Here is a 13,557-nt window from a genome sequence, read left to right as displayed (position 1 = left end):
TGTGATGCCAGTCCCATGGATGTAACTTCTTGCCCTCCGCCGACCCAAGAGAAAGACCTGATCGCTGGCCTCGCCAAGGGGCTGAGCCTGATCGAAGCTTTCGACGATGAGCATGCGCGGCTAACCTCGTCTGAGGCGGCTCGTCGGGTCGGTATCAGCCCTGCGGCCGCGCGACGTTGTCTGCTGACACTGTGCCAAGGGGGTTACGCGCGGACCGATGGCAAACGCTTCTGGCTTGATCACGGAGTTCTGCGCTTGGCCTATGCGTATTCGACCTCGACCCGATTACCTCGCTTGTTGCAGCCCACGCTGGATGCCTTGAGCGAGCGGACCCGAGAATCGGCTTCGGTGGTCGTGCTTCATGGAATGGAAGCAATGGTCGCGGCCCGCTCCACCGCGCGCAAGAGTTTGACGGTGGGTCTGGGCGTTGGCTCACGATTGCCGCTGCACTGCTCAGCGACTGGACGTGTGCTATTGAGTTCAAAGTCGGGTGCCGACTTTGAATCACTTTTCAATGCCATGCCACTGTGTCGGCTGACGCCGCACACTCTCACGGACCCTGTGCGCCTACGTAAGCTCTTGGTGTCTTGCGCGGCCAACGGCTATGCCCTGAGCAACGAGGAGATTGAAGTTGGCGTGCGCTCTATTGCGATTCCACTCTACAACCTTGGGGGCACTGTAGTCGGTGCGCTGAGCCTTTCAAGCCGCGCAGACCGCATGACCGCCAGCGAAATGGTTGAGCAATTGCTGCCGGCCATGCTTCGTAGTCAGATCTGGGTGCGCTCACGTCTGAGTTGAGAATTCGGGCGACGCGATCGCAAAGAAAGCTCGTCACCAGAGCCCCAACCGAGAACAGATCCCCACGGTCCCTGGCGGCGGAAACCTCCACCTCGAAGGCCTCACGTATCGCCTCCTCGCGCGCCGCGCCGTTCGGCCCTTCCGCCGCGGGCTCCCCGGTAGGCGGGTTGACAAAGAACTCCTGAAGACGCTGCTTCACGCGCAACGTCAGCTCTCGATTCCACGCCTGCTGCAGCTCGAAGGGCAAGTAGTTCGTCGACAGCCGCTGCTCCTGCCAGCGCTGCGCGTTAACCAACGCGACTCCTTGCAGGGAGGCTCTGTTCGCTTCGAGAAAAGTCAGTCGCCATTCATCCAGTTCGACTGACGACAGCGTCGGCATCCGCGGTGCGAGATCATGAGGCTGGGCGACGCGCGCAAGGCCCACGCTCGCATCCCAAACATAGGTGCGCCCACTGCTGTAATCCACGATGGCCTGCCACAGATCCTTGCGGATCCGACCGGACTCCGCCACCTGCATCGTGGCGGGCGCATTGACCCGATGGGCGACCACTGCAGCAGCCGTGCCCTTGGGCTCAATCGCCGGTGATGAAGCGGTGGGGCGCCGCGCCGCGCGCTCTGCACCATCCACCGTGGCAGGCGGTGCAACCCGTTCCACAACGACGCGCGACGCTTCGCCGTCCAGACGGAACACCGGGCTCAACATCGCTACGAACGCCCTGAGGTCCTTCGCACCAAAATCCTGAGGTTTGAACCGGCGATCCGTCATCTGCAAAAGACGGTTGTTCAGCACCGCGAGCGCCATTGGCTTAGCGCTCGAGCCCTGCTTACGCTGCGCCTGCATAAACGCTGCTTCGACGAGTTCTAGCGCTTGTTCTCTACTCCTCATGCACGCCTCCTCCAAGAACATTTCGCCTCATCCTGTTCATCCAGCCGCGCCAGCCATGTCGCCCGTTGGTCGTAACAGCGCGGCTGTACCCGGCCCCACGCAGTGCCGCATTCGATCGTCGTCCAGATTCTTCAAGTCGTCGGCGTCGCGCACGCCGATGGACAGCAGCGCCAAGCATTCGCCGCGAGTCAGCCTTACCGAAATCTTCGTGAGAGGCAGCGCGGCGGAGGGTAACCCGAACTCGAGCCGCTGAAGAATCTCGTCCAAGCCTTTTAGAAAGTCGGGCTGATCCGGGAAGAGCGTCCCGAGGATCTGATGCGCAGAACGCAGATGAAACCGGGTCGCATCGGCAATGCCGATGATGTTGCCGTAGCCGATGGCCCCGCCAAATGGCGTCGTGGAGTAGCGCTTCTCCAGCACATCGACGGGTGTTCCCTCGATCCAGTCATGCAACAGCGCCGCGCGCTTGCATCGAGCCCAGAACTCAATTTGGTCACGACAGTACCGTTGAAGCATTTGAGGCATCTGATGCCCGAAGCGTTGCGCCGCCTCGCCGGCGCGCACGCTCTCCGACTGCCCTTTCTTCATCACCGGCGTATAGATAGCGTCCAGCTCATCCAACACCTGCACCATCGCGAGAATGTGATCAGGTGGCGTCTGAGCAACGTTCAGGCGCCCCATCAGCTCGACCAGGCGCAAGCTCGACTCGAACGACAAGGAGGACGAACCGCAGGCACGCCCGAGCAGCGTCAGATGGATGAGATCGCCTTCGCGCTCGGCCAACCCAGCCTGCAAGAGGCGCTCCACCAGAGCCGTCACGTCCCGCTCCACCATCGCGACCCATTGCGGATTCGCGCGCGATGCCGAGTAACCTCCGAAGGTGTTGACCAGCAAGCCCGGAATCTCGCCGGCTCGAACGCCGCGCACCTGACTGAGCAGGCGCAGCGTCCATGTCGGCAGGTCGCGTTGTTGGAAGGAGGATTTCACGTCCTCGGGCACGCCCAGCACATAGCGCTGGAAAAGCTGCGCACGTTCCATTGGCGTGTCGGCCAAGATGATCGCCTTACCAATTTCGTTGAAGCCGAGCCTGCCGGCACGCCCCGCCATGTTCTTGTATTCGGCCACGGTGAACTGTCGACCGTCCTCGCCGACGAATTCGTTCTCGGCGAGCACGACCGTGGAGGCCGGTGTGTTGATACCGGCGGCCAAGGTCGTCGTGGCAACCAGAGCGTGGATACCGCCTGTGGCGCTGCGATACCCTCTCTCGACAGCTTCGCGTTCCGCCCTCAGCAAATTGGTGTTGTGGAATGCGGTGCCGCCAGCAAGGCACTCCCGTAAGTCCTGCGATGCGCCGGTCAGATCCTGGGTAGGCAGAACATCTAGGACGGCTGTAGCCGGCAGCTGCCTCAGTTCCTTGGCGAGGTACTTCGCGCAGCCCTGGGCCGGACCACGCATGTTACGGAACACCAGCAGCTTCTCGCCCTGCTCCACCAGTTGCTGCGCCAGGGGCACGATGACATCCTGCGAACTGGGCTTGTCGCGACGCTGCACGATGCGGTGCGAAGACAGCAAGGCATCGATCTTCGTGGTCCCGTCGATATCGACGTATTGAAATGTTCCCCGCCGGTCGAGCACGCCTTCGACGAGCGGCACGGGGCGCTCACGCGACAACAACAGCGGAACACCGAGCCAGCGATCGAAGCTGTTCAAGTTCCCGATGACTGCCGACAGAATCACGAGCTGCGGCTCGATGCCGCGCTGCCGGGCCCGCAAGAGCAGCGAGAAGATTAATTCGACCGTGATGCCGCGCTGCGGGTCCGTGATGAACTGCCCCTCGTCCAGCACAACCAGGCCGAGCTGGGTCAGCAATCGCGGCGATCCGAGCGCGAGATTCAAAAAGGTCTCGTACGTGAAGAACCCCAAGTCGTATCGCCCGGCAAGGACGGGGCCGATCCCATCGGTGGCATCTCCGCTGCAACGGACCACCCGCAACCCGGCAGCCGAGTAGCGCTCGGTGAATTCCTCGAACTTTTCGTTGACCAGCGCTCGGTACGGCAACAGGAATGCCGCCTTCTTGCCGGACGTGACCGCCTGAATCGCCGCCACCTCGCCAACCATCGTCTTGCCGGAACTTGTGGGCGCGACGACCAGAAGGGAGTTGCCGGCGAGCACGCCAAACTCGTTGACCGCCTTGAGCTGCAGCGCATTCAGACCTTGCGGAAAGTCCGCTGCCCACTTCTCGACGATCTCCGGCGGAAAGCCGTGGGCGGAAAACTCCGCGAACGATCCCGACATCTGCTGCACGGCCCTTGCTTGAAAAGCTGCGGCGTAGTTGTCGCCGCGCTTGAGCACCGGGAACGTCAGGCCACCCTGCACACTGCCCAGAAACACGGGCGTTTGCGTGACGCTGATGCGCTCGGCCTCCACGCGCGCCAGTCGGATGATCTCGCCCCCAATCTCCGGGAAGCTGACCGACTCGCCAGCCACGCCGGTCAAGGCCTCGATGACGGCGTGGGTGAGCAAGCCATGCCCGGTACCTGGCTGCTCCCATGCAGACTCGTTCGTCGCGCATGCAGCCAAGAGGATGCGCCCTTCTCCATAGATGCCCGTGAGCGCAAAGGCATTGCGTGGGCGTGCAGTCGTCTCCAGAACGCGCGCGGGTGCTTGGCCGCTGAAACAGCAATCGAGAATGCACAGGACGGCGCGGGCCTTCGTCGCTTTGAAGGCGTCCGCCAAGCCCGCCATTGACAAGGCTGTACCGGCGAGGTTGCCCGCATCCGTGTCGAACAGCACCAGGTTGCCATCCGGAGAGCCGTGCCCGGCGAACGCGATGACCACCACGTCGTCGGCGTTCGCGGCGGCAAGGGTGCCAAGCATCGCACCGGACACTTCCGCGTGCGTGGCAGCCTCGTCCACCAGCAGGCGGGCATTCAGGCCCTCGACGGTGTCGGTGAACAGCGCCCACAAGGCCGTGGCGTCGCGCCGCGCCCCGCTCAGCTCGGGAATGGAGGTGTCAAGATGCTTGTTGATGCCAACGAAGATCGCTTTGATCGCCACGCGCTCTCCCTATCCGATTCGAGCCAAGAGCTGTTCAATCACGTCGCTCGCCTGCCGCTGCCGCAACGCCCTCGCCTCACGCTGCTCCGGCTCGTCGCCCTTACCCAGCTCGAACTTGGCAACCGAGACCGGACCATCTTTCCGATAGCCATCGATCTTCTCGTCGCCGGCGAAGCGACTTCGCAAGATTGCCAGCGATGCAGCTATCACCGGGCCATGTTTGCCGGCAAGCTCCTGCCGAAAAGCCATGGCCACTGCATCGATGCCTTCGGGCGCATGTTCGATGCAGTAGATCAGGTCGTGCGCGTCCTTGCGCTCGAACCGCTGGTCGAAAGCGAAAGACTTGAGGCAGGTGAAGCTGACGAGGTTGGCGTGCTTGATCTTCTCGGTGGCGACGCCGTTGTTGCCCAGCAGATCAGCCTGGATTTCCGTGACCTGGTGCAGGTCGAAAACGATCGACGAGTGCGGGATGTTCAGCGCTGAGATCGTGCCCTCGGTCGGCAAAGGCTGAACCTTGCCGCCGGCAATGTCGGGGGCGTCGGCCAACAGCTCCAGCACCATAAGCGCACCGTGCTCGGTACGGGTCTGCCAGCGCCATGAGAGCTTCTTTCCGGCCTCGTTCTCGGCGCGTTCGAAGCCCATCCGCTTGAGGTTGTCCTCCAGCGTGTGATAAGCCTCGGTGTCGGCCAGGATCTGCAGGTCGATGACGATGTCCACGTCCAGGGTGCCAGCATGCGCGGGCACGACCGGTGGCCGTGCCGGGACAAGATATCGCGGCGTGAGCCCGCCGACCAGGTAAACAGAATCCTTCCAAGGCCCGAGCCCGCGCAGCAAAGTCACCAGGACTCGCTCGCAGTCCACCGTGTACTGGTCGCTGTAGCCATCGAGCGTTGCTGGTTTGGCCATCAGAAGCCTATCCTTTCTTTGCGGAAATGCTCGGCCATTTCCTTCGAGCGACCTTCGCCGCACACCAAGTCAAGGTAGATCTGAATCGGGCTGGCCAGCCACAGTCCGTTCATGCGCTCCCTGAACAGCAGCTCGCCAGTCGACTTAGTCTCGATCACAGCCAGATTGGCTCCTTCGGTGACCAAGCGCGCACCCAGGTCGCTCAGGGCGGAGTCTGTGGCGTGCCCGGGCAACATTCGCAGGCGCACCTGGGACACGTTGGACAGGAAGGGAGCGAGCCGCTGGGCCGCAGCCTCGTGGCTGATCGCGTACTCGACGCCTCGCCCTTCCAGTGCTTCGGCAACGCGCATGACCAACGCGTCCGGCTTGGTCGCAGGGACGTAGTACCTGCTCAGCGCAGGCGTTTGATCGATCTTCACCTGCTTGGCCCAGGCATCAAGCAGGGCGGTAGGTTCGCGAAGGTTGCGCTCCTTGCTGGGGCCTTGCCCCTTTTCTTCGAGCCAGTCGAAGCGTTCCAGCTCGGTCAGCACTTGAGATGTGGTGGCCGGAGACACCTGCGCCAGTTGGGCCAGTTCGGTGACGCCGAACCACGCCTGACGATGAAGGAGCAGTGCATGCAGCACCTGGGCGCGTCGGCCAGAAAACAGAGAGCGGATCGACTTGACCAGCGTCTTGGGTGGAGGCTTGTCGATGTAGAGGTAGATGCCGGGCGCGGGCAGGTAGAGGCTTCCACCACTGTCGTAGTAGCCCACGCCCTCGCTCCTGAGCAGTTCCTTGGCGCCGGGCGAGATCGACTCCGCCGCGATCAGCGACACGACCTCGCCTTGATGGTTGCCTGCCCACGCGCGGCTGGCATCCCGGATCTGCCAGATCACCTGGCGCACATCGCGGGGGTAGACCGCCTTTTTGGCTTCGACCAGCACGGCCAGCGACTTCCCAGCCACGTGCAGATCGACCGCAGCATCCAGGCCCCGATCAGGTCGTCCGCCTGAAAGCTCCCCACGCACCACATCCGCATGGACATCGGGAAGCTCGCGCAATGCATCCACAAGGCGCGAGACCAACTGGTGTTCGGTCATGGTCAGCTCAAGCATGCTTTTGGGCGGTTTACTGCACAGTGAATTTCTGCACTCTATCGAATTTTCCAAAAAATCGCAATATTTACTGTTCAGCAAAGATGCAAGTTCACTGACGTCTCGGCGTCCCGCCACCGGGCTCGCGGGCTGCGCCCCGGGCTTCGTGCCGAATCCCGGCCATCCGGCTTTGATCCCTGACGCCTCCGCGGCATGGCCGCTGCGCGCTCCGCTTGCCGGGGCTGTTGTGGTGTGCGGGGGTGGCGTTTTGCTGTGTCCTTTCAACTTACCACGCCGTTCTCGCCGTCAAGGGCTGCGCGTGCCTTGCACGCTGGCGTCCTGGCGGCCGTCTCTGGCTTCGCCTCCGACCCCTGACTGCTTGCGCTGCGGCGTGGGTGGCCGGTTCCGGGCAATCCCGCCCGATTCCGAACCGGAGCCGATCATGTCGCAGCTGTCTTCCCTGTCGTTCACGTCTTCCATCGATTCCTCCCTGCTCGTTCGCGATGTCGCGGGCAGCTACCGTCCGGCCGAGCCGGCAGAGGTGCTGCAGGCCGCGCTGCGGGTGCTCGCAGGTCAGTTGCGCGGCACCGAGATGCTGTCGTCTCCGCAAGCGGTACGCGATTTCCTGCGCATCAAGCTGGGCACGCTGGAGCACGAGGTGTTCGCGGTGATCCACCTGGACGCCCAACACCGGGTCATCGAGTACGTCGAGATGTTCCGCGGCACCGTGACCCAGACATCGGTCTATCCGCGCGAGGTGGTCAAGGAAGCCATGGCACACAACACGGCGGCCATCGTCCTGGTGCACAACCATCCGTCGGGCGTGGCCGAGCCCTCGCGGGCCGATGAGCATCTGACCCAGACCCTCAAGAGCGCGCTGTCGCTGGTGGACGTGCGGGTCATCGATCACCTGATCTTGGCAGGGCCAACGATCCTGTCCTTTGCTGAGCGTGGGCTGATCTGAGCCCGCGCGACCGGGGGCCACACCGGCTCCCGTTTTTTCGCTTCCTGCCCAACAGCGTGCCACCACCCAGTGGCACGAACACTTCATGGTTTCAAGGCCGGAAGCGGTGGGGCATCCTCTGTCGGAAACCACCCCGGACATCTGCATCGAGCCAGCTACGCTGGAGAACGCCTGGCTGGGTTGAAGACGCGATGCATCCGAACGAGGATCGAACGCTGTTCCTGTCACCCCGCTTTGACGCGGGGTTTCGGAGAGCGAATACGCGCCATCAACCCCTCGCCCAATTCCATGAACCACCAAGGCATCAGTGAAATTTCCTTTGAAGAAACCTACAGCGTGCCGCCCGAACAGACGGCCCGGGCTCTGTTTTCAAGGCTCCCGCATGGGAGCGACTATGCGCAGCGGCTGATCGAATGCCTGGCGACCGGGTATCTGGTCGCCGTTGTCGAGTCCATCTGCATCCGCGAGATGCAGCGGCACGTGGATGCCACCTCGGAGGTCGTGGTGGGCCGGACGATAGAGCTGGAGCACAAGGGGCCGATCCCGCCCGGATCGACCCTGAAGCTGCGAGGATGGGTTGAACGCCTGGGGCAGCGAAGCGCGAAGTTCTGCATCCAGGCATCCGACGACCACGAAGTGGTTTGCGAAGGCTCCGTCATTCTGGTGGTGGCGCCACGAGTCTCAATGGAGTCGCGCATTGCCGCGAAGGTTGTGGCGCTCGGGATGAACTCGGACGTTGGCTTGGTTAAAGACGCGCCTGGTAAGTGTGAGTCATCCGATTCATTCAGCCTTCGGGAACAGCAAATTTCCTGAACGCACTCCGCCCAATCGGAGCATCTGGGCAGTGTGTGGGGCTGGCTTGCTGTTGTACCCAGCGTGCCACGTCGTTCTCGCCGTCAAGGTCGGCGCGCACCTGCGCTGCGCTGGCGGCCTGGGCGGCCGTCTACGAACCTTGACCGCTGCGCTGCGCCGTGACCCGGAGGCTGCGGGCAATCCCGCCCGGCTTTCCTTCTGGAGTTCACCATGAACGCACTCATCACCGACGAGCAGCGCGTCCTGCTGCTGGCCAACGGCCGCGAATCGTTGCAGAACCCCGACTTCGACCCGGCGCCCGTGGTCAAGCTGTTCACACCCGACGCTGGCGCAACCTGGCTGCTGACCGAGATCGACCCGGACGACCACGATCATGCTTTCGGTCTGTGCGACCTGGGCCTGGGTGCACCCGAACTGGGCTGGGTCAGTCTTCAGGAACTGGCGACGGTACGTGGTCGGCTCGGGTTGCCGGTTGAGCGCGACCTGCACTTTCGCGCCGAAAAGCGCCTGAGCGCCTACGCTCGGGACGCGCGGCTGGCCGGACGCATCGTCGTCTGACCAGCCACCAGGGTGTCACGGACGCCCGGGTTTTCAGGGTTTCAGCAGATCCGGCAGGCAGTCGGCGAACGCCGGCTGGATCTTGATCATCGGCTGGACGATGGATTCGTCACCGGTGAGCACTGCCATCGTCATGCCGGTCATGGTGCTCAGTCCATTGGAGTTGCGCAGCACTTGCAGGGCCAGGTGCACGGGGAAACCATCGGCGCTGCGTCGCAGTGGGTGGATGCCGCCGTGCACGAAGGAGTTCATGGCGTTCCAGGACACGTCCTTGAACTGGGTCAGCATCCCGTGGGCCGCAGCAGGCACACTCTGCCCGACCCGCTTGCCGATCTGCTCGATCATTTCCTTTGCGCTGGGCAGGTTCTTGGCGACCTGTTCGGTTTCGAGCGTGAGCGGGGCCGACAGCTTCTCGATGGCGGCATCGCTGGCCGCATAGATGAGCCACATCGAGCGGGTCAAGGCTTCGAACTGCAGCCGCATCAAGCTGACCGCCGAGGTCGGCAGTCCCAGCGCCATCAAGGCACGCAAGGCGGTCCCGTGCTCCATGGCCACCACGCACATGCCCAGAGCGGCCTCGCCACGCGCAGACCCGTCGAACGCGGCGTCGTCAAGCAGCTCGTTCAGCCGTTCGTGCAAGGCATCCGAGCGCAGCAGCATCTGCTCCAGGGGATCTGGGTGGTTCTGGTCTTTCTCGGTCATGTCGTCATCGTAGAGCGCTCCGTGCAACCGGGCGTCGCCGGCCTTGTGAGGCTGGCCGGCCGCGCTGTCGTGCTGCGCACCGAGCCCAGTTCCCTGCGGTCACGCGGTCTCGTCCCTGGCGGGCTTCCATTGTTTCCTTCCCTCCGGTCGGCTGACGCCATCGGCCCGGCCTTGCGACCGGACCTGCGCGCTGCGCTTGCGTGGGGTCGGCGCCATCTGCGGCCAGGGGCCACTGGCGCCCTCTTCCCTCGTCCATCACCACTTGCGCGACCGTAGCACACCGCCCGGTGTCGTCAAGGCGCGCCAGGCCGTGTCCTCGGCTGCGCCTGCGGGCCGCACCAACCCTGGCGCTTGCTTCCTTGACGGCACCGGGTGGCGCGCTCCTGTGGTCGCGGGCGATGAACTCAGGAAAGACGGTGGCGACGGGACCGGCCCAGGTCTTTGCGCCGACCCCACCGGAAGACCCGAAGAGGGCTCCGAATCTAGGAATCCGGTGGGTGTTTTCAACAGCCAGCTTCATTTGGAGAAATGACCATGCAACTTGCCTCTCGTTTCGCACCGCGTTCGCCGGTGCTGCGTTCCGAAACCCCGCTGTCGGATGACCAGATCCGCGCCGTGGCGCCCTCCATCTTTGCCGAGGCGCCGCACGGCAGTCGCTCCGAGCGCTACAGCTACATCCCCACCGCCACCGTGCTGCAGGAGTTGCGCGGCGAGGGCTTCCAGCCCTTCATGGTGTGCCAGACCCGCGTGCGCCAGGACGACCGGCGCGAGTTCACCAAGCACCTGATCCGGCTGCGCCACGCCAGCCAGATCAACGGCCGCGAGGCCAACGAAATCATCCTGCTCAACTCGCACGACGGCACCAGCAGCTACCAGATGCTGGCGGGCATGTTCCGTTTCGTCTGCCAGAACGGGCTGGTGTGCGGCGACACCGTGGCCGACGTGCGCGTGCCGCACAAGGGCGACGTGGCCGCGCAGGTGATCGAAGGCGCCTACACGGTGTTGCAAGGCTTCGGGAACGCGCAGGAATCGCGCGAGGCCATGCAGGCCGTGGCGCTGGACGTGGGCGAGTCGGAGGTATTCGCGCGTGCCGCGCTCGCCCTCAAGTACGACGACGCCGAGCAGGCGCCGCCCGTCACCGAGTCGCAAATCCTGATGCCGCGTCGCCACGACGACGACCGGCGCGACCTGTGGAGCGTGTTCAACCGCACCCAGGAAAACCTGATCAAGGGCGGACTGACCGGCCGCAGCGCCAACGGGCGCCGCCAGAGCACCCGTCCCGTGCAGGGCATCGACCAGAACCTGCGCCTGAACCGCGCCCTGTGGCTGCTGGCCGATGGCATGCGCCAGCTCAAGGCCTGATTCCGAACCCGCGCGGCGCGCAGGGCTTGGCCCCTGCAGCCGCCCTTCCCTCACCACACACCCCGCTTCACCGCTCACCCGACAGGAGTTTCACCATGAACGCACTCACCCAACCCGAAGCTCAGGCCCTGCACGCCATCCCCACACCGCAAGTGCCCGCCCAGCCCTCGCAGCAGATGCTGCTCGTGCCGCTGTCGCGGCTGCGCCCGTCGCGCCGCAACGTGCGCAAGACGACAGGACCATCCATCGAAGCGCTGGCCTCCAGCATCGAGCGCGTAGGTCTGCTGCAGAACCTCACCGTCACGCTGGCGGCGGACGGCGGGCATTACGAGGTGGTGGCCGGAGGTCGCCGCTTTGCGGCCCTCAAGCTGCTGGCCAAGAAGCGCCGCATCGCCAAGGATTGGGACGTGCCCTGCCTGCTGGTGGCCGACGCGAGCGCGCGCACCGCCAGCCTGGCCGAGAACGTGCAGCGCGAGGCGATGCACCCGGCCGACCAGTTCGAGGCTTTCGCCGCCCTGGTGGCCGAAGGGCGACCCGTGGAAGACATCGCGGCCGACTTCGGCGTCACGCCGTTGGTGGTGCAGCGCCGCCTCAAGCTCGCCAACGTCTCGCCGCGCCTGATGGCCGACTACCGCGCCGACTCGGTCAGCCTGGACCAGTTGATGGCGCTGGCCGTCACCGACGACCCTGCCGCCCAGGAAGCGGCGTTCTACGACGCGCCCGAATGGCAGCGCTCGCCCGCTGCACTTCGCCAGCGCCTGACCGAGCGGGAAATCGGTGCCGACCATGCGCTGGTGCGCTTCGTCGGCCAGGACGCCTACACCGCTGCCGGGGGCCGCATCCGTCGCGACCTGTTCGACGACGACGAGGCCACCGGCACCACGCTGATCGATGCCGCGCTGCTGGAACGGCTGGTGCGCGACAAGCTGGAGGCACTGGCCGAGCCAGTGCGCGCCGAGGGCTGGGCATGGGTGGAGGCGGTGCCGCACCTGAGCCCTGCCGAGCGGCAGGCATTCCAGAATGCACCGCGCACGCGCCGCGAACCCAGCGCGAAGGAAGCCCGGCGAATCGCCGTCCTGCAAGGACGCCTTGACCGCACCGATGCCGCGCTGGAGGACGCCTACGAAGCGGACGACGAAGACAAGGCAGAAACCCTGCACCAGCGCCGTGAGGCCCTGGCGACTGAACTCGAAGCCGTCCAGTCTCAGCTCAGCGGCCATGCGCCCGAGGTCCGCACCATAGCCGGGGCCATCGTCACGCTGGACCGTGAGGGGCTGCCTCTGATGCACCGGGGACTATTGCGCGAAGCCGAAGCCAAGGCCCTGCGCGCGCTGGACGCTGCGCGGCAACGCGCCGCCAACGGCCAAACCCCTAGCGACGAAGGCGGCGAGTCGGATGAATCGACCACGGGTGATGTGCCACACGGCGCCGAACACCTGTCCGACCGGCTGGCCCAGCGCCTGAGCGCGCACCGAACCGCCGCCCTGCAGATCGAAATGGCGCGACAACCACAGGTGGCGCTGGCTGTGCTGGTCCATGCCTTGGTGCAGCAGGCCCTGCAAGGCGGCTACCGCAACGCCCTGCCCTTGGGCGTGCGCCTGAGTCTGCGCGATCGTCTGGAAGACCTGGCACCCGACTGGCCAGAGTCGCCGGCCGCAGTCGCGCTGCGCGAGCTGCGGCAGACCTGGGCCGACAAGCTGCCGCAGGAACCGGGCGAACTGTTCACGGTGCTGCTGGACAAATCTCAGGAGGAACTGATTCAACTGCTGGCGCTGTGCACCGCCCCGGCGGTGGACGTGGTGACGCCCCGCGCGACCGCCAGCCAGTCCGGCGCCGAACTGGCGCTGGCGCTGGGCCTGGACGTGGCCGCGTGGTGGAAGCCCACGGCCGACAGCTATTTCCAGCACGTGCCCAAGGCCGCGATCCTGGATGCGGTAGCGCAGTTCGCGCCGAATGAGGTGCAGCGCCTGTCCAAGCTCAAGAAGGCAGAGATTGCGCAGGAGGCCGAACGACTGGCCGAGGGCAGTGGCTGGATGCCTGCCGTGTTCGGTCGTCAGATGCCGACAACGGTGAATGGTGCGAATGCGCCAGGCTCGGCAGACTGACAGAGGAAACACCCACGGTCCCTCTCATGGCCCCGGCGCTTTGCACCCGGGGCTTTTTTTTGCTACCAAGCAGCATGGGTTGAACTACACCCGGATGACCTGCCCCAGCAATCACACTGCGGAGTGGTCGCGCACAACTGCCTTGCCAGTCGATTCTCTCGACGAGAGGGCAGACCTGTACGACCACAAGTCGCCCTTCAGTAAGTACCGCGTCTTGAGCAAGCTATACAGCATGTCCCTGCCTGAGAATGCAGGGTGAACCGCCCCGGGTTTTGAGGAGGCTCTTTTCCCTGAGAGGATAGAGCCATGAGCAAGAAGTCGAACCAGTTTTCA

At 64.5% G+C, this 13,557-nt stretch carries 10 protein-coding genes; 6 read left to right on the top strand and 4 right to left on the bottom strand.

All coding sequences use genetic code 11. From position 1 onward, the window contains the following. Nucleotides 1–15: 15 nt before the first annotated feature. Entirely contained in the window at nucleotides 16–798 is a 783-nt protein-coding gene (locus RCO38_RS24285) for an IclR family transcriptional regulator domain-containing protein (RefSeq protein WP_374694543.1), read from the top strand. Between the two features lie 922 nt (nucleotides 799–1,720). Here RCO38_RS24285 and RCO38_RS13435 read toward each other — a convergent pair. The 3 genes from RCO38_RS13435 to RCO38_RS13425 are packed head-to-tail and all read right to left on the bottom strand — an operon-like array spanning nucleotide 1,721 to nucleotide 6,741. Further along, a complete protein-coding gene (locus RCO38_RS13435; protein WP_308328838.1) occupies nucleotides 1,721–4,741 on the bottom strand; it encodes a DEAD/DEAH box helicase in 3,021 nt (1,006 codons plus the stop codon). A gap of 9 nt (nucleotides 4,742–4,750) precedes the next feature. Beyond that, the gene (locus RCO38_RS13430; protein WP_209801846.1) at nucleotides 4,751–5,647 is read right to left on the bottom strand and encodes an antitoxin; all 897 of its coding nucleotides are present in this window, start codon (nucleotides 5,645–5,647) and stop codon (nucleotides 4,751–4,753) included. After that, on the bottom strand, nucleotides 5,647–6,741 hold the full coding sequence (locus tag RCO38_RS13425) for a helix-turn-helix domain-containing protein (protein ID WP_308328837.1): 1,095 nt from the start codon (nucleotides 6,739–6,741) through the stop codon (nucleotides 5,647–5,649). Before RCO38_RS13425 ends, RCO38_RS13430 begins: the two co-directional genes overlap by 1 nt. Before the next feature lie 421 nt (nucleotides 6,742–7,162). On the opposite strand from RCO38_RS13425, the gene radC reads away from it, so the two are divergent. From radC to RCO38_RS13410, 3 genes are all read left to right on the top strand, one after another. Further along, the gene (gene radC / locus RCO38_RS13420) at nucleotides 7,163–7,684 is read left to right on the top strand and encodes a RadC family protein (RefSeq protein ID WP_308328836.1); all 522 of its coding nucleotides are present in this window, start codon (nucleotides 7,163–7,165) and stop codon (nucleotides 7,682–7,684) included. Nucleotides 7,685–7,972: 288 nt separating this feature from the next. Continuing rightward, on the top strand, nucleotides 7,973–8,497 hold the full coding sequence (locus RCO38_RS13415) for a thioesterase family protein (protein ID WP_308328835.1): 525 nt from the start codon (nucleotides 7,973–7,975) through the stop codon (nucleotides 8,495–8,497). Nucleotides 8,498–8,707: 210 nt separating this feature from the next. Then, nucleotides 8,708–9,055 (top strand): DUF2958 domain-containing protein, encoded by a 348-nt coding sequence (locus RCO38_RS13410; RefSeq protein ID WP_308328834.1) that lies wholly within the window; start codon nucleotides 8,708–8,710, stop codon nucleotides 9,053–9,055. Between the two features lie 33 nt (nucleotides 9,056–9,088). Here the strand turns inward: RCO38_RS13410 and RCO38_RS13405 are convergent, their stop codons facing one another. Next, nucleotides 9,089–9,757 (bottom strand): DUF6988 family protein, encoded by a 669-nt coding sequence (locus tag RCO38_RS13405; RefSeq protein ID WP_308328833.1) that lies wholly within the window; start codon nucleotides 9,755–9,757, stop codon nucleotides 9,089–9,091. Between the two features lie 534 nt (nucleotides 9,758–10,291). On the opposite strand from RCO38_RS13405, the gene RCO38_RS13400 reads away from it, so the two are divergent. Further along, a complete protein-coding gene (locus RCO38_RS13400; protein WP_308328832.1) occupies nucleotides 10,292–11,119 on the top strand; it encodes a DUF932 domain-containing protein in 828 nt (275 codons plus the stop codon). Between the two features lie 95 nt (nucleotides 11,120–11,214). Beyond that, entirely contained in the window at nucleotides 11,215–13,224 is a 2,010-nt protein-coding gene (locus RCO38_RS13395; RefSeq protein WP_308328831.1) for a ParB/RepB/Spo0J family partition protein, read from the top strand. Nucleotides 13,225–13,557 lie beyond the last annotated feature (333 nt).

This window comes from Hydrogenophaga pseudoflava (assembly GCF_031020795.1).
In the GTDB taxonomy this organism is placed as follows: domain Bacteria; phylum Pseudomonadota; class Gammaproteobacteria; order Burkholderiales; family Burkholderiaceae_C; genus Hydrogenophaga; species Hydrogenophaga pseudoflava_A.
The sequence above is the reverse complement of the archived record's forward strand: the minus strand, read 5'-3'. Positions and strand labels throughout refer to the sequence as shown.